Genomic DNA, 17,928 nt, shown 5'->3' with positions numbered 1-17,928 from the left:
GTCGCGGCCGGGGGGGAGGTGGCGGGGCGAGCGGACCGGACCGGCGCGGCAGGGCGCGCCTGCGTCGTGCGGGGGAGCTCGGAGGTGGAGGACATTGCATCGACCGATCTAGCCGGGCGCACCGGAGTGCTCCGGTGGGGGTCGTCCGGCCGTTGACTCGACCCAGGACGACCCGTCGGCCCTTGTGGGGCGCGACCGCTCCAGTGGGGAGAAGCTACCGCGCTGGAGCCCGACACGCACACTGCGCGAGCACGCTGACGGTCCGCTGACCTGCACTCACACTGGGTGAGGGGATGTGGGAGCGGGCTCGGGCGTCCCCGCCCGGCTGGTCAGACGACCGTCCGGGCCGGGACGGCGGGGTGGCTGGTGCCGCCGCGCAGGTTCCCGGCCAGCTGGGCGAGCAGCTCGACCGCGGCGCGCAACGCCGGAGCGGGGCGGGTGAACGGCAGCCGCAGGTGGTCGTCGAAGGCGTGGCCCGTGCCGAAGGCCCGCCCCTCGGCGAGCAGCAGGCCGTGCGGCGCCGCGGCGGCGGCGAGCGCGGCCGAGCTCAGCCCCGGCGGCAGCCGGCACCACAGCGACAGGCCGCCCGCCGGGGGGTGCACCTGCCAGTCCGGGAGCTGGTCGGCCAGCGCGACGAGCAGGGCGTCCCGCTGGGTGCGCAGCTGGGCGCGGCGGTGCTCCAGCACGGCGTCCAGGTCCCGGACCAGCAGGGTGGCGACCAGCTGGTCGACGAGGCCGACGGACAGCTGCCGGCGGCCGTAGACGGTGCTCAGCCGGGCGGCGAGTGCGGCGTCGGTCCGCATCCAGCCGATCCGCAGCCCGCCCCACACCGCCTTGGCCAGCCCGCCGAGGGTCACCGTCGCCGCGTCGGGCAGGCCCGCGGCGTACGGCGGCAGCGGGCCCTCGTCGAGGTACAGCTCGGCGCAGGACTCGTCGACCACGGTGAGCACGCCCTGCTGCCAGAGGGTGGCGGCCAGCCGCCGGCGCCCGGTCGCGGTGAGCCGGGCGCCCGTCGGGTTGGTGAAGTCCGGGATCAGGTAGGCCAGTCGCGGACTGCTCTGCCGGGCGGCCAGGTGCGCGGCCTCGACCAGGTCGTCGGGCCGGGTCTCGTCGACCGGCACCGGGACCAGCCGGGCGCCGGCGCTCTCGACCAGGCGGAGCGCCCCGGGGTAGCTGGGGTGCTCGACCAGCACCCGGTCACCGGTCTCGAGCAGGGCGTCCATGACGGCGGCCGCCGCGTCGCCGACCCCGCAGGTGACGACCACCTGGTCGGGCTCGGTCGGCAGCCCCCGAGCGGTGTAGCGGTCGGCGATCGCCGCGCGCAGCTCGGGCAGTCCACCCGGGGAGTAGCCGTGCCCGTCGGTGGCCGACGGCAGGAGCTCGACGGCCCGGCGGTAGGCGGGCTCGAGCTGGGGGACGGCGGAGGGGGAGGCGTGCGCCAGGTCGACCAGGCCGGTGGTGTGCTGCGGGAGCCAGCTCGCCCGGTCGTCGCTGCCGCCGGGCACCTCGGTCACCGTCCCCGAGCCGTGCCGGGTCCGGGCCCAGCCCTCCTCGCGGAGCACCCGGTAGGCCGACGCGACGGTCACGCGGCTCACCGCCAGCGCGGCGGCCAGATCGCGCTCGGCGGGCAATCGGGTGCCGGCCGGCAGCTGCCCAGCCAGCACCAGCTCGCGGATCCGCCGGGCCAGCCCGGTGTACCGCGGCGTGGCGAGAGCGTCTGCCGGCCCGATCAGCGTCGCCGCCTCGCGCGCCGTGGTGGACTGTTCGGCCGCACGTGGCATGGGGACACCATGCCGGATTGGCCTGCTCCGCACCAGTCCAGACGGTGCCACTGTCGTCCCATGACCACAGGTGGAGTCCTCGTGCTGCTGTTCCTGCTCGGGCTGGGTGGCCTCTCCGGCACCACCCTCGTCATCGCCGTCCGCGGCGGACGGGGGCCCGGCGACCCGCCGGCCAGCCACCAGCGCACCGACCCGGCCGGCTTCCCGGTCCTCCCCGCAGCCCGCGGCGTGCTCCAGCGGCGGGGCGCTCAGCCCCGGCGGGCCAGCCGGGCGGCGGCGGCCAGGACGGCCGCGGCGGTCCACACCGCCCGGGAGAGCCGGACCGCCCGGCGGATGTCGCCGCGCACCGGCGGCTGACCGTCGCCGAGGACGGGCCGCTCCTCGACCCGCTCGCCGTAGACGTTGCGCCCGCCCAGCCGCAGCCCGAGGGCGCCGGCCAGTGCGGCCTCGCAGCGCCCGGCGTTCGGGCTGGGGTGCGCGGCGCCGTCGCGCTGCCAGGTGCGCCACGCACCGGCGGGGGAGGCCCCGACCAGCGGCGCGGTGAGCACGGTCAGCGCGGCGGTGGCCCGGGCCGGCAGCCAGTTGAGGACGTCGTCCAGGCGGGCGGCGGCCCAGCCGAACCGGAGGTGGCGGGGTGACCGGTACCCGACCATCGCGTCCAACGTGTTGGCCGCCCGGTAGCCGAGCAGGCCGGGCAACCCGGCGACCGCGCCCCAGAACAGCGGCGCCACGGCGGCGTCGGAGGTGTTCTCCGCCACCGACTCGACCGTTGCCCGGACCAGCTCCGGCTCGCCCAGCGCACGGGGGTCCCGGCCGGCCAGGCTGGACAGGTGCGTCCGGGCGGCGGTCAGGTCGCCGTCGGTCAGGTGGTGCTCCATGGTGGTGGCCGCCCGGCCCAGCGAGGTGCCGCCGAGCACCGCCCAGGTGGCCACGGCGGTCAGGGCGGCGCGGGCGATGGGGCGGTCGGCGGTCAGCCGCTGTCCCACCGCACCGGCAGTGACGGCAGCCCCGGTGCAGACGGCGGCGTAGCCGGCCCCGACGGCGCGCGAGTCCCGCCAGGTGCGGCGTTCCAGCGCGGCGGCGGCCTGGCCGAAGCCGGCGACCGGATGGCCCCGCCGCGGGTCGGCCAGCAGCAGGTCGGCGAGCGCGCCCAGGGCCAGTCCGGCCGCCGTCGCAGCACCTGGTCCGCCGACGGTCGTGCTCTGCTCCCGGGGAGGCAGCAGAGCACGAGCGTCGGCGGAGGACATCGCCGGTGACTGTAGAGAGCCGGGACGTCCCTAGGATCGACGGTCATGCGCCTGCCCGGCCGTTACGACGGCGTCGCCCGGCCGATCGTCACCTACGGCAGTGACCCGGTGCTGCACCGCCCGTGCGCCCCGGTCACCGACTTCGACCGGGCGCTGCGGCACCTGCTGCTGGACATGTTCGCGAGCATGCAGGCGGCCGACGGGGTCGGGCTGGCGGCGAACCAGATCGGCGTCGACGCCCGGGTCTTCGTGATGGACTGCCCGGACGCCGACGGCGAGGACGTCATCGGGTACGTGGTGAACCCGGTGCTCACGGTCCTGGAGCCGGTCGGCGACGAGCCGGCCGTCGAGGTGACCGAGGAGGGCTGCCTGTCGGTGCCCGGCCCCTACGCCGAGCTGGAGCGCGCCTTCCGGGCCCGGGTCGACGGGGTCGACGCGCACGGCGACCCCGCCTCGATCGAGGCGACCGGGATGGCCGCCCGCTGCCTGCAGCACGAGGTCGACCACCTCGACGGCACGGTCTACGTCGACCGGTTGCCCGAGGAGCTGCGCGAGCGGCTGCTCGCCGAGGCCGCCGGCCCGGAGGGCGAGCTGCCCGCATGAGCGCGCCGGAGGGGTGGACCGTCACCGTCGTGGGCATCGGTGCCGACGGCTGGGACGGGCTGTCCCCGGCGGCCCGGCGGGCGATCGCGGGCGCCGACGTGCTGCGGGGCAGCTCGCGCCAGCTCGGCCTGGTGCCCGCCGAGGTGGACGCGGAGCGGGTGCCGTGGCCCTCTCCCATGGCACTGGCCGTCCGGGAGCTGCCGACCGCCCACCCCGGCCGCCGGGTGGTGGTGCTGGCCAGCGGGGACCCGATGTTCTCCGGCATCGGGACGACGCTGGTCCGCTGGTTCGGCGCGGCCGCGGTCGACGTCGTCCCGCACCCGTCGTCGGTGACGCTGGCCTGCTCGCGGATGGGCTGGTCGGTGGAGGAGGCCACGGTGGTGTCGGTGGTCTGGCGCCCGCTGGAGCTGCTGGTCCCGCACGTCACGCCCGGACGGCGGCTGGTCGTGCTGGGCGCGGACACCACCACGCCCGGTCAGCTGGCCGACCGGCTGCGGCAGTGGGGCTACGGGGCCAGCAGGCTGACCGCGCTGGCCCAGCTCGGTGGCGCCACCGAGCGCCGGTTCACCGGCACCGCCGACGAGTGGGCGCACGCCGAGACCGACCCGCTGGTGGTCACCGCCATCGAGGTCGTCGCCGATCCCGGGACGGTGCCGCTGCCGACCGTGCCGGGCCTGCCCGACGAGGCCTACGCCAGCGACGGGCAGCTGACCAAGCGCGACGTCCGGGCGGTGACGCTGTCCCGGCTGGCCCCGCTGCCCGGGCAGCTGCTCTGGGACGTCGGCGGCGGCGCCGGCTCGATCGGCATCGAGTGGATGCGGGTGCACCCCTCCTGCCGGGCGGTCGCCGTCGAGTCCCGCGCGGACCGCGCCCACCGGATCGGGCAGAACGCCGCGCGGCTCGGCGTCCCCGGGCTGCAGGTGGTCGAGGGGAGGGCGCCGGAGGCGCTGGGCGGGCTGCCCGCCCCGGACGCCGTCTTCGTCGGCGGTGGGGCCACGGTGCCCGGCGTGCTGGAGAACTGCTGGGACGCGCTGGCGCCCGGTGGCCGGCTCGTGGTCAACGCCGTGACGGTGGAGAGCGAGGCGGTGCTGGCGCGGTGGCAGGCGCGGGTCGGTGGGCAGCTGACCCGGCTGCTGGTCGCGCACGCCCAGCCCGTCGGCGGTCTCACCGGCTGGAAGCCGGCCATGCCCGTGACCATCTGGAGCGTCACCCGATGACGCACGCTCTCGCGCGCGAGAGCACGCACGCTTTCGCGCGCGGGAGTACGCACGGTTTCGCGCGCGGGAGTGCAACGAACTGGAGCATGACGCGATGACCATCCACTTCATCGGGGCGGGGCCGGGGGCCGCGGACCTGGTCACCGTGCGGGCCGCGCGGCTGATCGCGTCGGCGCCGGTCTGCCTCTACGCCGGCGCGCTGGTCCCGCGGGAGCTGCTGGACACCGCCCCCGCCGGCGCCCGGCTGGTCGACACCGCAGACCTGGACCTCGACCAGATCACCGCAGAGCTGGTCGCCGCGCACCGGGCCGGGCAGGACGTCGCCCGGCTGCACTCCGGTGACCCGTCGGTCTACAGCGCGATGGCCGAGCAGATGCGCCGGCTGGACGCCGCGGGGGTCCCCTACGACGTCGTCCCGGGGGTGCCGGCGTTCGCCGCCGCGGCGGCGTCGCTCAAGCGGGAGCTGACCGTGCCGGGGGTCGCGCAGACCGTAGTCCTCACCCGGACGTCGGCGCGGTCGACGCCGATGCCGCCGGGGGAGGAGCTGGCCGCCTACGCGGCCACCGGCGCCACCCTGGTGCTGCACCTGGCGGTGCAGCGGATGGACGAGCTCGCCCCGGAACTGGCCGCGCACTACGGCGACGACTGCCCGGTGGCGGTGGTGGCGAAGGCCAGCCGGGAGGACGAGCTGGTGCTGCGCGGCACGCTCGCCGACATCGCCGGCCAGGTGGCCGACGCCGGCGTGCGGCGCACCGCGGTGGTGATCGTCGGCCGGGTGCTGGCCGCCGAGCAGTTCCTGGACAGCCACCTCTACTCGACCACCCGGGCTCGTTGATGGAGTGCCAGGGGCGCGTCTTCCGCGCCGTGGCACTCCACTCAGGCGCGGCCGACGATGGTGCCGGCGCGGTCGATGACCACGACGTCGACCTCGACCGGGGCGCCGCGCAGCACGCCCTCGGCCGTCCGGCGCGCGCCGGCGGCCACGAGGTCGCCCAGCGGGAGGCCGGCGGTCTGGGACTGCTGCAGCGCGTCGAGCGCGGTGTTGGCCGCGCGGACGCCGGCCGTCAGCTCCGCGGAGCCGCCGGCGTCCGCCACGAGCTGCGCGAGCGCCCCGAAGGAGACCTGCGACCGGCCCGAGTGCAGGTCCAGGTGCCCCTCGGCGAGCTTCGCCAGCTTCCCGATGCCGCCGGCGACGGTCAGCCGCGGCACCGGGTGCCGGCGCAGGTACTTGAGCACCGCACCGGCGAAGTCGCCCATGTCGAGCAACGCGTCCTCGGGCAGGCCGTAGAGCTGCTGGACGGTCCGCTCGCTGGTCGAGCCGGTGCAGCCGGCCACGTGGGTGTGCCCGGCGGCGCGGGCGACGTCGATGCCCCGGCGGATCGAGTCGATCCACGACGAGCAGGAGTACGGGACGACGACGCCCGTGGTGCCCAGGATCGACAGGCCACCGAGGATCCCCAGCCGCGGGTTCCAGGTCCTGCGGGCCAGTTCTGCGCCGTTCTCCACCGACACCTCGACGACGACGTCCCCCGTGCCGCCGAACCGGTCGGCCACCGCGGCGACGTGCGCGGTCATGAACTGCCGGGGCATCGGGTTGATCGCCGGCTCGCCGACGGCCAGCGGCAGGCCGGGCTTGGTCACCGTCCCCACGCCCTCGCCGGCCCGGAAGACCACACCGCTGCCGGGGTCGCCGAGCGAGACCGTCGCGGAGACCAGCGCGCCGTGGGTGACGTCGGGGTCGTCGCCGGCGTCCTTGACGATGCCGACCGTCGCGCGGGCGCCGTCCAGGGACTCGCGGGCCAGCGCGAACGACGGGTGCCGGTCCCCCGGCAGGTCGATGGTCACCGGGTCGGGGAACTCCCCGGTGAGCAGCGCGGTGTAGGCGGCGGTGGTCGCGGCGGTCGCGCAGGCGCCCGTCGTCCACCCGTGCCGCAGCCCCGCGCCGTCCCTGGTCACGGTCCCATCGTGCCTGGAGGACGTCGATGACCGGTCAGGTGCTGGTGCTCGGCGGCACCGGGGAGGCGCGGCGGCTGGCCGCCGCGCTCGTCGCGGACGGGGTCGACGTGCTCTCCTCGCTGGCCGGCCGGGTCGCCGAGCCGGTGCTGCCGGCGGGTGAGGTGCGGGTCGGCGGGTTCGGCGGCGCTGCCGGGCTGGCGGCCTGGCTGGCCGAGCACCGCCCGCGGGCCGTCGTCGACGCCACCCACCCGTTCGCCGCCGAGATCACCGCGTCGGCGGCCGCCGCCGCGGCCGCGCACGGCACCCCGCTGCTCCGGCTGCAGCGGCCGGGCTGGACGCCGCAGCCCGGGGACGACTGGCGGTTCGTCGGCTCGCTGGCCGAGGCCGCGGCGGCCGTCGCCGACTGCGCCAGCGTCTTCCTGACCACCGGCCGGCAGGGCGTGCGCGCGTTCGCCGACCTGCCCGGGCGGGTGCTGGTGCGCTCGGTCGACCCGCCCGACGAGCCGTTGCCGGCCGGCGCCACGCTGCTGCTGGACCGCGGGCCGTTCAGCGTCGACGACGAGCTGGCGCTGATGCGCGAGCACGCGGTGGACGTCGTCGTCACCAAGGACTCCGGCGGGCACCTGACCGAGGCCAAGCTGACCGCGGCCCGCGAGCTGGGCGTCCCGGTCGTGCTGGTCCGCCGGCCACCGCTGCCGGCCGGCGTCGAGACCGTGGCCACCGTCGACGAGGCGCTCGCCTGGATCAAACACCCGCCCCTCCCCACACCTCGCAAGCTCGGCGCGGGCCCCTGGGCCGGGCCATGAGCCGGCTGGTGCTCTTCGACATGGACGGCACCCTGGTCGACTCGACGCCGGGGATCTGGGCCTCGGTCCGGGTCGCCGCGGCCGAGCTCGGCCTCCCCGAGCCGACGCCGGGCCAGCTGCGGTCGATGGTGGGCCCCCCGCTGCAGGACGGCTTCGCCAGCGCCCTCGGCCTGGCCGGCGACGACGTCGACCGGGCGGTGGCGGCCTACCGCGCGCACTACCGGGCCGGCGCGATGTTCGACGCCGCCGTGTACCCCGGCATCCCCGAGCTGCTGGCCGTGCTCCGCGCCGACGGGGCGACCCTGGCCGTGGCGACCAGCAAGCCCGAGCCGTTCGCGGTGCGCATCCTCGACCACGCGGGCCTGCTGCCGGCGTTCGCCGGCGTCCACGGCGCGACGCTGGACGGCGCGGTGCGGCACAAGCACGAGGTGGTGGCCGCCGCGCTGGCCGCGCACCCGGACGGCGAGCGGCCGGTGCTCGTCGGCGACCGGTCGCACGACGTGCTGGGCGCCGCCGCGCACGGACTGCCCTGCGTCGGTGCCGGCTGGGGCCCGGCGCTGCCCGGCGAGCTGGCCGCGGCCGGCGCGGCGGCCATCGCCGCCACCCCGGCCGACGTGGTCGCGGCGCTGACCTCGCTCTAGTCCTGGCGCAGCTCGTGGCGCCGCTGCGCCTCAGCCGCGTCGTCCGAGCCGGTCGCCCGGGCGATCTCGGCCCACGAGGCGCCCTCGCCCCGGGCCATGTCGAGCAGCCCGGCCTCCAGGGCGTCCAGCTCGGCGCGGAGCAGCGGCAGCAGGCTGAGCGCGGCGAGGAGGTCGGCGGCCTGCACCTGCGGCTCGGCGTCGTCGGTGTAGGCGAGGCTGCCGCCGCCGAGACCGGCCACCAGGCGCACCGCCTCGGCGGGGCTGACCAGGTGCGGGTCGACCAGCCGGCTCCCTGCCGCGGCCGTGGCGGCGTAGCGCTCGTGGATGCGGAACAGCGCGGCGTACCCGTGCGCGGACATGGCGGCAGGATCCCGCGACCGCGGGACGGCGACAACCGGGTTCCCGGGCAATCCCGTGGACAGCCCGGCTCGCGGACGACGACGCTGCCGCCCATGACGGCCCGCATCTCGCACACGTCGTTCGACTGCTCCGACGCGTACCGGCTCTCGCTGTTCTGGTCGGCGGTGCTGGGGTTCGCCGAGGACCCGGACGACCCGAACGAACCCGGCCACGACGAGTGCATGATCGCCGCGCCGGACGGCGGGCAGCGGTTGCTGTTCATCGAGGTGCCCGAGCCCAAGACCGTCAAGAACCGGCTGCACCTGGACCTGGTGCCGGCCGCGGGGACCCGGGACGAGGAGCTGCAGCGGCTGCTGGGGCTGGGCGCCCGCGAGGTCGACGACCGCCGCCGTCCCGACGGCAGCGGCTGGGTGGTGCTCGCCGACCCGGAGGGCAACGAGTTCTGCATCCTGCGCAGCGACGCCGAGCGCGCCCCGGCCACCCCCTGACCCGCGGCCGGCACCGGTCGGGTCACGATCCGGCCGCGACGGTGAGCGGGACCGGGGACCGCCACGCCGGTGACCCTGCCGTGACCCGCGCGGTTCTGTCGGACCTTGCGGGCAGAGTGGGGTCGGGTGCACGACAGGTGCTCTGCCATGAAGGTGCTCTGCCGTGGAGGTGCACTGCCGTGATCGGTGAACCGCGGGCGATCGACCTGGACCTGCTGGACGTGGAGAGCGCGCTGCTCCGGGCGGCGGTGGGCGACTACGCCGTCGAGGCCGCCGTGCTGCTGCTGGCGAACTCCGGCCACTGGCTGCCCCAGCTGCAGTCCGCGGGGCTGATCGCCATCGCGCTGGACGGCGACGCCGACGGCGGCCCGTGGGCCGCGGTCCAGTGGGCGGACCTCGACGGCGCCCTGCGCCGCGGTGCGATCTCCGGCACCGGGGGCCAGCTCCGCCTGCTGCGGGCGGCGGCCGGCCTCGCCGACGGCCAGCCGGTCGACCTCGCCGACCTGACCGCGGGGGTCGACCGGTCCGAGCTCACCCTGCTGCTGGCCGCCCTCGCGCACGCCGCGGGCAGTCACGAGCACGCTGAGGTCGTCCGTCCCGACGACGGGGTGGACGACGCCCGCGTCGCGCTGGGCCCGGTCATCGGCTGGCCGGTCCGCGAGTGACCACCGAGGCGTTCGTGCCCCGGCCGTAGCCGGCTGAGCCGTCGAGGGGTGAAGATCCACCGCGGCGGGCACGTAGCGGACATGACCTCCCCGACCGGGCTGCCGGACGCCCTGCAGCGGCTGCGCGACTCCGTCGCCGCAGCGCCGCTGGGCCTGGCCACCACCGGCCGCGATGCCGCCGCCCGAACCGCCCGTGCCGTCGTCGACCAGGTCGACGACTACCTCCTGCCCCGGCTCCGTGACCTGGACGCCCCGCTGCTGACCGTCGTCGGCGGCTCCACCGGCGCCGGGAAGTCCACGCTGGTCAACAGCGTGCTGGGCGCCCGGGTCACCACCCCGGGCGTGCTCCGGCCGACGACCCGCTCGCCGGTGCTGGTCTGCTCGACCGCCGACGTGGGCGCCTTCTCCGGTGACCGGGTGCTGCCCGGGCTGGCGCGCACCACCGGCGAGGGCGACACCCTCAGCGGCATCACGCTCGTGCCCACCGACGCCCTGCCGCCCGGCCTGGCCCTGGTCGACGCCCCCGACGTCGACTCGGTCGTGGAGGCCAACCGCGAGCTCGCCGGGCAGCTGCTCGGCGCCGCCGATCTGTGGGTGTTCGTGACGACGGCGGCCCGCTACGCCGACGCCGTCCCCTGGGACCTGCTGCGGACGGCGCAGGAGCGGGGCACCGCCCTGGCCGTCGTGCTGGACCGGGTGCCGCCGGAGGCGGTCGGCGAGGTGGCCGAGGACCTGGCCGCGATGCTGCAGCGCGGCGGGCTGGGCGGCGCCCGGCTGTTCGTCATCGAGGAGCGACCGCTGGCCGACGGGTTCCTGCCCGCGGACCAGGTGGCGCCGCTGCGGGACTGGCTGCACGCGCTCGCCGCCGACCAGGAGCAGCGCTCCGCCGTCGTCCGGCAGACGCTGGCCGGGGCGTTGGAGAGCCTGAGCGGCCGGGTCGACGTCGTCGTCGCCGGGGTCGAGGAGCAGGCGACCTCCGCCGAGGCGCTCCGGGCCGCCGTGGACGCCGCCTACGCCCGGGCCCGCGCCGCCATCGACGAGGGCGTGGGCAACGGCAGCCTGCTGCGCGGGGAGGTGCTCGCCCGCTGGCAGGAGTTCGTCGGCACCGGCGAGTGGATGCGCAGCCTGCAGGGGCAGGTCGGCCGGCTGCGCGACCGGGTGGCCGCGGCGTTCAGCGGCCGGCCCAACCCGGCCGCGGACCTGCAGGGCGCGCTCGAGTCCGGCGTCGAGCTGCTGCTCCGTGCCGAGGCCGACCGTGCTGCGGAGCGGACCGTCACCGCCTGGCGCACGCTGCCCGGCGGCATCGCGCTGATCGGCGGCCGGGAGACCGAGCTGGACGGCGTCTCCCCGGCCTTCACCGGGGTGGCTGCCGACGAGGTGCGCGACTGGCAGGGCTTCGTGCTGGAGCTGGTCCGCAAGGAGGGCGCGGGCAAGCGGTCGCAGGCCCGGCTGCTGTCCTGGGGGGTCAACGGCGCCGGTGCGGCGCTGATGATCGCGGTCTTCGCCTCCACGGCGGGTCTCTCCGGCGCCGAGGTCGTCATCGCCGGTGGCACCACCGCGGTGGGCCAGCGGTTGCTGGAGGCGGTGTTCGGCGACAACGCCGTCCGTGAACTCGCGGTCAAGGCCCGGGCCGACCTGGACGCCCGCGCCGACCGGGTGCTGCGGATGGAGCAGGAGCGGTTCGCCGAGCTGCTGGACGGCGTCGCGCCCACCCCGGACGCCGCCGCCGAGCTGCGCGCCGCGGTCGCCGGGCTGGCCGCCGCCCGCGGGGCCCGCGCGTGAGGCTGGGCAGCGGGCGGCGCACCGAGCTCTCCCTGACCGACCGGCTGGCCGCGCTGCGCGAGGCGGTCGAGGTCGCCGAGGACCGGCTCGAGGTGCCGGAGGTGTCCCGTGCCCGCACCCTGCTGGCCAAGGCCGGTGCCCGGGAGGCACTCGGTGACGCGACCGTCGTCGCGCTGGCCGGCGCGACCGGCAGCGGCAAGTCGACCCTGTTCAACGCGCTGAGCGGCAGCGAGGTGAGCACCCCGGGCGTGCGGCGGCCGACCACCGGCGTCGCGCACGCCAGCGTGTGGGGCGAGCACGGCGCCGACCGGCTGCTGGACTGGCTGCAGGTGCCGCGCCGGCACCGGGTGCAGCCGGCCGATCCCGCGCTGGACGGGCTGGTGCTGCTGGACCTGCCCGACCACGACTCGATCCGGCTGGAGAACCGGCTGGAGGTCGACCGGCTGGTCGAGCTGGTCGACGTGCTGGTCTGGGTGCTCGACCCGCAGAAGTACGCCGACGCGGCGGTGCACTCGCGGTACCTGGCGCCGCTGGCCGGGCACGCGGGGGTGCTGGTCGTCGTCCTCAACCAGGTCGACCGGCTGGACGACGCCGCGGTCCGGGCCTGCCTGGGCGATCTGCGCGCGCTGCTCGACCGGGAGGGGCTGGCCGCGACGCCCATCGTGCCGACCGCGGCCCGCACCGGCGCCGGCCTGCCCGAGCTGCGCCGCGAGCTCACCTCCCGGGTGGCCGCCCGGCGGGCCGCCACCGACCGGCTGGCCGCCGACGCCCGGTCCGCGGCGGCCGCGCTGTCCGAGCACTGCGCGCCGGACGTCGGTGAGGACCGCAGCCGGGACCGCGACGAGCGCGAGGGCCTGGCCGACGCCCTCGCGAACGCCGCCGGGGTGCCGGCCGTCGTCAGCGCGGTCGAGCGCTCGGCCCGCCGCCGGGGGAACCAGCACACCGGCTGGCCGGTGCTGCGCTGGACGTCGAAGCTCCGCGCCGATCCGCTGAGCCGGCTGCACCTCGGGGACGAGGCGGCCCGGACCTCGCTGCCCGAGGCCGGTGCGGTGCAGACCGCGGGCATGGACGCGGCACTGCGCCGGGCCCGGGACGCCGCCGGTCAGGGGCTGCCGCAGGCCTGGCGGGACGAGCTGCGGCGCACCTCGGAGCTGTCGGAGGAGCGGCTGGCCGACCGGCTGGACCGAGCCGTGGCCGGCACCGACCTGGGGCCGGACCGCACGCCGGTCTGGCAGCGGGCGGTCGGCGGGCTGCAGTGGGTGCTCGCGCTGGTGGCGCTGGCCGGGGCGCTGTGGCTGCTCGGCCTGGTCGGGCTGGGCCTGCTGCAGCTGGAGGACGTCGTCCCGCTGCCCCGGGTGGAGGGCATCCCGGTGCCCACCCTGCTGCTGGTCGGCGGGCTGCTCGCCGGCCTGCTGCTCGCGCTGGTGAGCAGACCGCTGGTGCGCGCCGGGGCGCGCAGACGCGCCCGGCAGGTGCGCCGGCGGCTGACCGACCGGGTGGCCGAGGTGGCCGACACCGAGGTGCTCGAGCCGCTGACCGAGGCCCGCGCCGACCACGACCGGTTCTGCGCCGCGGTCAGCCGCGCCGGCAGCTGACCCCGGTCGGGAGCGCTCGTGCTCTGCTCACCCCTGGTGAGCAGAGCACGAGCAGCAGCCGGGTCAGTCCCTGGCGGCGGCGCTCACCTCCGGCGACGGGGATGACGTCGGGGTGGGAGCAGGGCGGCGGGCGTTCAGGGCCAGCCCGGTGACGGCGAGCAGGGCCAGCACGATGACGCCGATGCCGTAGACCTGCGCGGTCCGCTCCAGGCCGACGTGGCCGGCCGCGATGCCCGCGGCGATGGCCGGCAGGCTGAACCCGAGGTAGCTCACGGTGAACACCGCGGAGAGCAGGGCGGCGCGCTCACCCGGCGCGACGTCGCGGGTGACGGTGGCCATCGCGCCGAGGAAGGCCGACCCGAAGCCGAACCCGGAGATGACCGCGGCGACGAAGAAGAACGCCAGCGACCCCGTCTCCAGCGCGGCCACGGTGCAGCCGACACCGCTGGCGAAGACCAGCGCACCGATCACCATCAGGCGGGCCGGAGCCACGCCCCGCATGCTCAGCGAGCCCACCAGACCGGTGCCGTTGAGCGCGAGGATCAGCAGGCTGCCGACCACGTGGTCCTGCACCCCGAAGACGCCCGCGACCAGCGAGGGACCGAGGGAGGCGTAGAGACCGCCGAGCGCCCAGGTGGCGACCAGGCAGGGCAGGACGATGGCGAAGGCCCGGCGCTGCGAGCTGGGCACGCGGACGCTGGGCACCAGCGAGGCAGCCGTACCGGGCAGCCGCGGCGAGGACTCCGGCAGGAACACCCACACGCCGACGGCGGCGACCAGGCACAGCGCGGTGAGCACCCCGAACACCCAGTCGGTGGGGGAGGGCAGGAACTCCACGGCCAGACCGGCGCCGACGGCGCCGAGCGAGAGGCCGAAGCCGGGGGCGGCGGAGTTGACCAGCGGGCCGAGCGGGCGGTCCGGGCGCTGCAGGTCCAGCAGCGCGGCACCGAACGCGCCGGTCATCGCACCGGTCGCGAAGCCCTGCACGATCCGGGCGGTGAGCAGCCAGCCGACGCCGTCCGCGGTCAGGAACAGCACCATCGACGCGGCCTCGAGGACCAGCGCCGCGGCGAGCACCGGGCGCCGTCCGACGTGGTCGCTGAGCCCGCCCACCACCAGCAGCGACACCAGCAGCGCGAAGGTGTAGACGGCGAAGACGACGGTGATCACACCCGGTCCGAACCCGAACTGCTCGGCGTAGACCCGGTACAGCGGCGAGGGCACCCCGGACGCGGCGAGCACGAGCACCAGAAGGACGGCGACGGTCCAGAAGGCGGCGGGCCGGGCGAGCACTCGACGGGGCACGCTCCGGTGCAAGCCGCACCGGGCCCGCGGTGTTCCCCGGCCCGCGGTGTTCCCGGCCCGCGGTGTTCCCCCGGCCCCGCCCGGAGGCTCGCCCGAGCTCGCGAGGGGCGGGGTCCTTCAGCCGCCGGGGTAGCGGCGGCTGGTGAAGACCTTCCCGGCCGGGGTGACCCGGGTCTGGGTGGAGCCGATGAGCACCAGGCAGCGCATGTCAACGGTCTCGGGGTCGAACGCGTCCAGCGTCGTGACGGTGATCGACTCCTCCGCCCCGCCGACGTCCCGGCCGACCACGACCACCGTCTCGGGCTTGCGCACCTCGAGCAGCAGGTCGCGGGCCTCGGCGAGCTGGTGCGGGCGGGCCCGGGAGCGGGGGTTGTAGAGCGCGATGACCAGGTCGGCGGCGGCCGCGTGCCGCAGCCGGTCCAGGACGACGTCCCAGGGCTTGAGCACGTCGGACAGGCTGAGCACGGCGAAGTCGTGGCCGAGCGGCGCCCCCACCCGCGAGGCCACCGCCTGGGCGGCGGTGAGCCCGGGCAGCACCCGCACCTCGACGTCGGCGAACTCCGGCTGCGCGGCCACCTCGAGCACTGCCGCGGCCATCGCGAAGACGCCGGGGTCGCCGCTGGAGACGACGGCCACCCGGCGGCCGGTCTGGGCCAGCCGGAGCGCGGCGGCCGCCCGCTCGGCCTCGACCCGGTTGTCGCTGGGGTGCCGGACCTGCCGCGGGTTGGCTGGCACGCGGTCGAGGTAGGGGCCGTAGCCGACCAGGTCGTCGGCGCGGGACAGCGCCTCGGCGGTCTCCGGCGTCGTCCAGCTGCGCTGCCCCGGCCCCAGCCCGACGACGACGACCTCGCCGGTGTGCGGCTCGTCCTCGCGCGGCTGCTCCGGACCCGGCACCGCGCCGGTCAGTTCGCTGGGCAGCAGTGCCAGCGAGAAGTAGGGCACGGTGTCCGGGTCGACCTCGGCCAGGGGCGCGACCCGCTGCCGATCGGTGGTGGCGCGCTCCACGTAGTACGCGCGGTCCAGCACACCGGCGGCGTCGAAGGCGTCCCGGACGTTGCGGAAGGTGCGGCCGAGCTTCATCACCGCGGCCGAGTCGGTGGTCGCCAGCCACTCCGCCAGCTCGTCGCCGGGCAGCGTGCCGGGCAGCACGGTGAGCACCTCGTCCCGCTCGACCAGCGGCCGGCCGAGCACCGCGGCGGCGCCGCTGACGCTGGTCACGCCCGGCACCACCTCGGTCGGGTACCGGTGCGCCAGCCGCTTGTGCATGTGCATGTAGGAGCCGTAGAAGAACGGGTCGCCCTCCGCGAGGACGACGACGTCCCGGCCGGCGTCCAGGTGCGCGGCCAGCCGGGCGGCGGCGGCCTCGTAGAACTCGTCGATCGCCCCCTGGTAGCCGCCGGGGTGGTCGGTGGTCTCGGTGGTGACGGGGTAGACCAGCAGCTCCTCGACCTGGCCCTCCCGCAGGTACGGGGCGGCCAGCGCGCGGGCGACCGACCGGCCGTGCTGGGCGGCGTGGAACGCGACGACGTCGGCCGCGCCGATCAGCCGGGCGGCCTTGACCGTGACGAGCTCCGGGTCGCCCGGGCCCAGCCCGACCCCGTACAGCCGCCCGGTCACGCCGCACCCGCCCGGGCGGAAGTGGCCACTTCTGCCCTCATTCGACGTCGCTCGCGATCGCGTTGACGGCGCCTGCGGTGATCGCGCTGCCCCCGCGCCGGCCGCGCACCACCAGGTGCTCCAGGTCAGAGGCGGCCAGCGCCTCCTTGGACTCCACGGCGCCGATGAAGCCGACCGGGATGCCGATGACGGCGGCCGGCCGGGGCGCACCGTCGGCGACCATCTCCAGCAGGTGGAACAGCGCGGTCGGCGCGTTGCCGATGGCGACGACGGCGCCGTCGAGCCGGTCGCCCCACAGGTGCATCGCCGCGGCGGTGCGGGTGGTGCCCAGCTCGCGGGCCAGGTCGGGGGTGCGCGGGTCGTTCAGCGTGCAGACCACGTCGTTGTCCTTGGGCAGCCGGCGGCGGGTGACCCCGGAGGCCACCATCTGCGCGTCGCACAGCACCGGGGCGCCGGCGTCCAGCGCCTCACGGGCCCGCTCCACGACGCCGGGGGACCACCCGACGTCGTCGACCAGGTCGACCTGCCCGCAGGCGTGGATCATCCGCACCGCCACCCGGGCCACGTCGGCCGGCAGTCGGGACAGGTCGGCCTCGGCGCGGATGGTCGCGAAGGACTGCCGGTAGATCTCGGCGCCGTCGTGCTCGTAGTCGTACATCAGTCCTCTTCGACTCGGCTGCTGTGGACGTCGTAGCCGGTGGCCGTCGCGACGACGTCGACGACGTCCCCCTGGGGCCGGCCGCACCGGCGCCCGCAGCCCACCCAGTGCTGCCGGGCGCCGCCGGCGGGCAGCGTCCCGGCGCGGACAGCGGCGGTGGCGTCGGCACGGACGTCGGCCAGCGACTTCGCGCAGCCCGGTCGCCCGGCGCAGGTGGTCACCTGCAGCCAGGGGCTGGCCTCGTCGAACACCACGCCGGTGCGGAACAGGTCGACCGCGGCGTCGTCCACGGCGTCCTCGGCGAGGTCGGGCACGACGACGCTGCGCCACGGCGTCAGCTGGACCTCGGCGGCCAGCCGGGCGAGCAGGTCGGCCTGGTCGGCGGTGAGCCGGCCGAGCGGGACGACCCCGATCAGCGCCGTCCGGCCGTCGAGCTGCGCCGCAGCACCGACCGGCCCGGTGACCGGCGCGACCGGGACCGCCACCGGTTCGCCATCGTGGCCACGAAGGCGGGCGAGGCGGGCGGCGACCCGGACGGCGCCGTCGGTCAGCTCGGCGAGTCTCCAGGCCGAGGACCCCTGGGCGGCGCGCTCGGCGAGGAAGGCCCGCGCGGCGGCGAGCACCAGGGCGACGGCGTCCTCCGGCCGGGTACGCAGGCCGGAGTCGGTGCCGGCGAGGGTGAGCGCCACGGAGCCGGGGGAGAGGGCGAGCAGGCCGACGTCCCCGCCGAGGCCGGCCACGTCGCCCCGGCCGTCGTCCAGGGTGGCGAGGAACCGGCCGGGCAGCCCGGCGAGGACGGGGTCGGCGCGCAGCCCGGCGTCCAGGTCGCGGACCCACGGCCGGACGTCGAGGTGCCCGTCGGCGGTCCGGCCGGACAGCGTGCTGGCCAGCACGTTCCGCACCCGCTCGTGCGTGTCGCTGGGCAGCAGGCCGGCGTCGGCGAGCCGGGCGCCCAGGGCGGCCTCCGCGGCGGGCGCCAGGCCGCGCAGCTGCAGGTTGCCCCGGCTGGTCAGCTCCAGGTGCCCGTCGCCGAGCTCGCGGGCCGCGGCGGCGAGCGCCTGCAGCTGGTCGGCGCGCAGCGTGCCGCCGGGGACCCGCACCCGGGCCAGGCCGCCGTCGGCCGCGGCGTGGGTCTGCAGCGCGCCGGGGCAGGCGTCGACCCGGTCCCGGGACGGCGCGGCGGCGGGGAGGGCGGGAGATGACATGC

The 17,928-nt window shown here is 77.0% G+C and carries 18 protein-coding genes; 10 read left to right on the top strand and 8 right to left on the bottom strand.

Annotated features, from left to right (window positions below; translation table 11 throughout):
- Positions 1-329 precede the first annotated feature (329 nt).
- Positions 330-1,781, bottom strand: coding sequence for a MocR-like transcription factor YczR (gene yczR, locus FHL79_RS22795; RefSeq protein WP_138760845.1), 1,452 nt, complete (start codon positions 1,779-1,781; stop codon positions 330-332).
- Positions 1,782-1,841: 60 nt separating this feature from the next.
- On the opposite strand from yczR, the gene FHL79_RS25285 reads away from it, so the two are divergent.
- Positions 1,842-2,138 (top strand): hypothetical protein, encoded by a 297-nt coding sequence (locus FHL79_RS25285; RefSeq protein ID WP_171058302.1) that lies wholly within the window; start codon positions 1,842-1,844, stop codon positions 2,136-2,138.
- On the opposite strand, the gene FHL79_RS22790 is transcribed toward FHL79_RS25285, so the two are convergent.
- The gene (locus tag FHL79_RS22790; protein ID WP_138760844.1) at positions 2,030-3,028 is read right to left on the bottom strand and encodes a cobalamin biosynthesis protein; all 999 of its coding nucleotides are present in this window, start codon (positions 3,026-3,028) and stop codon (positions 2,030-2,032) included. The genes FHL79_RS25285 and FHL79_RS22790 overlap by 109 nt on opposite strands.
- 45 nt (positions 3,029-3,073) lie before the next feature.
- Between FHL79_RS22790 and def the strand changes: the two genes are divergently transcribed.
- The 3 genes from def (at position 3,074) to cobM (ending at position 5,683) form a co-directional block, all read left to right on the top strand.
- Entirely contained in the window at positions 3,074-3,631 is a 558-nt protein-coding gene (gene def / locus FHL79_RS22785) for a peptide deformylase (RefSeq protein ID WP_138760843.1), read from the top strand.
- The gene (gene cbiE / locus FHL79_RS22780; protein ID WP_138760842.1) at positions 3,628-4,848 is read left to right on the top strand and encodes a precorrin-6y C5,15-methyltransferase (decarboxylating) subunit CbiE; all 1,221 of its coding nucleotides are present in this window, start codon (positions 3,628-3,630) and stop codon (positions 4,846-4,848) included. Before def ends, cbiE begins: the two co-directional genes overlap by 4 nt.
- Positions 4,849-4,942: 94 nt before the next feature.
- A complete protein-coding gene (cobM, locus tag FHL79_RS22775; RefSeq protein WP_138760841.1) occupies positions 4,943-5,683 on the top strand; it encodes a precorrin-4 C(11)-methyltransferase in 741 nt (246 codons plus the stop codon).
- A gap of 41 nt (positions 5,684-5,724) precedes the next feature.
- Here cobM and FHL79_RS22770 read toward each other — a convergent pair whose 3' ends face one another.
- Positions 5,725-6,804, bottom strand: coding sequence for a cobalt-precorrin-5B (C(1))-methyltransferase (locus tag FHL79_RS22770; protein WP_138760840.1), 1,080 nt, complete (start codon positions 6,802-6,804; stop codon positions 5,725-5,727).
- Between the two features lie 26 nt (positions 6,805-6,830).
- Between FHL79_RS22770 and FHL79_RS22765 the strand changes: the two genes are divergently transcribed.
- Both FHL79_RS22765 and FHL79_RS22760 read left to right on the top strand, forming a co-directional pair.
- Positions 6,831-7,610, top strand: coding sequence for a cobalt-precorrin-6A reductase (locus tag FHL79_RS22765; RefSeq protein WP_138760839.1), 780 nt, complete (start codon positions 6,831-6,833; stop codon positions 7,608-7,610).
- Positions 7,607-8,251, top strand: a complete 645-nt coding sequence (locus FHL79_RS22760) for an HAD hydrolase-like protein (protein WP_138760838.1) — start codon at positions 7,607-7,609, stop codon at positions 8,249-8,251. Before FHL79_RS22765 ends, FHL79_RS22760 begins: the two co-directional genes overlap by 4 nt.
- Here the strand turns inward: FHL79_RS22760 and FHL79_RS22755 are convergent.
- Positions 8,248-8,610 carry a DNA-binding protein gene (locus tag FHL79_RS22755; RefSeq protein WP_138760837.1) on the bottom strand — a complete coding sequence of 121 codons (363 nt, stop codon included), beginning with the start codon at positions 8,608-8,610 and terminating at the stop codon, positions 8,248-8,250. The genes FHL79_RS22760 and FHL79_RS22755 overlap by 4 nt on opposite strands.
- A gap of 93 nt (positions 8,611-8,703) precedes the next feature.
- On the opposite strand from FHL79_RS22755, the gene FHL79_RS22750 reads away from it, so the two are divergent.
- The 4 genes from FHL79_RS22750 to FHL79_RS22735 all read left to right on the top strand — a co-directional run bounded on the left by FHL79_RS22750 (position 8,704) and on the right by FHL79_RS22735 (position 13,141).
- Complete coding sequence (locus FHL79_RS22750; RefSeq protein WP_138760836.1) at positions 8,704-9,099, top strand: VOC family protein; 396 nt, start codon at positions 8,704-8,706, stop codon at positions 9,097-9,099.
- A gap of 179 nt (positions 9,100-9,278) precedes the next feature.
- Complete coding sequence (locus tag FHL79_RS22745) at positions 9,279-9,764, top strand: hypothetical protein (RefSeq protein WP_138760835.1); 486 nt, start codon at positions 9,279-9,281, stop codon at positions 9,762-9,764.
- A gap of 81 nt (positions 9,765-9,845) precedes the next feature.
- Complete coding sequence (locus FHL79_RS22740) at positions 9,846-11,546, top strand: GTPase family protein (RefSeq protein ID WP_138760834.1); 1,701 nt, start codon at positions 9,846-9,848, stop codon at positions 11,544-11,546.
- Entirely contained in the window at positions 11,543-13,141 is a 1,599-nt protein-coding gene (locus tag FHL79_RS22735) for a YfjP family GTPase (protein WP_138760833.1), read from the top strand. Before FHL79_RS22740 ends, FHL79_RS22735 begins: the two co-directional genes overlap by 4 nt.
- Before the next feature lie 63 nt (positions 13,142-13,204).
- Here FHL79_RS22735 and FHL79_RS22730 read toward each other — a convergent pair whose 3' ends face one another.
- From FHL79_RS22730 to cobG, 4 genes are all read right to left on the bottom strand, one after another.
- Positions 13,205-14,446, bottom strand: coding sequence for an MFS transporter (locus tag FHL79_RS22730; protein ID WP_138760832.1), 1,242 nt, complete (start codon positions 14,444-14,446; stop codon positions 13,205-13,207).
- 117 nt (positions 14,447-14,563) lie between these two features.
- A complete protein-coding gene (locus tag FHL79_RS22725; RefSeq protein WP_138760831.1) occupies positions 14,564-16,063 on the bottom strand; it encodes a precorrin-2 C(20)-methyltransferase in 1,500 nt (499 codons plus the stop codon).
- 37 nt (positions 16,064-16,100) lie between these two features.
- The gene (locus FHL79_RS22720) at positions 16,101-16,721 is read right to left on the bottom strand and encodes a precorrin-8X methylmutase (RefSeq protein WP_138760830.1); all 621 of its coding nucleotides are present in this window, start codon (positions 16,719-16,721) and stop codon (positions 16,101-16,103) included.
- Positions 16,721-17,928: precorrin-3B synthase (gene cobG / locus FHL79_RS22715; protein ID WP_138760829.1), on the bottom strand; the 1,208-nt coding region annotated here is incomplete at its 5' end. The genes FHL79_RS22720 and cobG, both read right to left, overlap by 1 nt.

The sequence above is a fragment of the Modestobacter altitudinis genome (assembly GCF_005930475.1).
GTDB lineage: Bacteria > Actinomycetota > Actinomycetes > Mycobacteriales > Geodermatophilaceae > Modestobacter > Modestobacter altitudinis.
The sequence above is the reverse complement of the archived record's forward strand: the minus strand, read 5'-3'. Positions and strand labels throughout refer to the sequence as shown.

Excerpts from the sequence above, each read along its gene's own strand:
- FHL79_RS22790 (WP_138760844.1), bottom strand. The coding sequence starts at position 3,028 with ATGTCCTCCGCCGACGCTCGTGCTCTGCTGCCTCCCCGGGAGCAGAGC.
- cbiE (WP_138760842.1), top strand. The coding sequence starts at position 3,628 with ATGAGCGCGCCGGAGGGGTGGACCGTCACCGTCGTGGGCATCGGTGCC.
- FHL79_RS25285 (WP_171058302.1), top strand. The coding sequence starts at position 1,842 with ATGACCACAGGTGGAGTCCTCGTGCTGCTGTTCCTGCTCGGGCTGGGT.
- FHL79_RS22760 (WP_138760838.1), top strand. The coding sequence starts at position 7,607 with ATGAGCCGGCTGGTGCTCTTCGACATGGACGGCACCCTGGTCGACTCG.
- FHL79_RS22720 (WP_138760830.1), bottom strand. The coding sequence starts at position 16,721 with ATGTACGACTACGAGCACGACGGCGCCGAGATCTACCGGCAGTCCTTC.
- FHL79_RS22750 (WP_138760836.1), top strand. The coding sequence starts at position 8,704 with ATGACGGCCCGCATCTCGCACACGTCGTTCGACTGCTCCGACGCGTAC.
- cobM (WP_138760841.1), top strand. The coding sequence starts at position 4,943 with ATGACCATCCACTTCATCGGGGCGGGGCCGGGGGCCGCGGACCTGGTC.
- def (WP_138760843.1), top strand. The coding sequence starts at position 3,074 with ATGCGCCTGCCCGGCCGTTACGACGGCGTCGCCCGGCCGATCGTCACC.
- FHL79_RS22755 (WP_138760837.1), bottom strand. The coding sequence starts at position 8,610 with ATGTCCGCGCACGGGTACGCCGCGCTGTTCCGCATCCACGAGCGCTAC.
- FHL79_RS22765 (WP_138760839.1), top strand. The coding sequence starts at position 6,831 with ATGACCGGTCAGGTGCTGGTGCTCGGCGGCACCGGGGAGGCGCGGCGG.
- yczR (WP_138760845.1), bottom strand. The coding sequence starts at position 1,781 with ATGCCACGTGCGGCCGAACAGTCCACCACGGCGCGCGAGGCGGCGACG.
- FHL79_RS22740 (WP_138760834.1), top strand. The coding sequence starts at position 9,846 with ATGACCTCCCCGACCGGGCTGCCGGACGCCCTGCAGCGGCTGCGCGAC.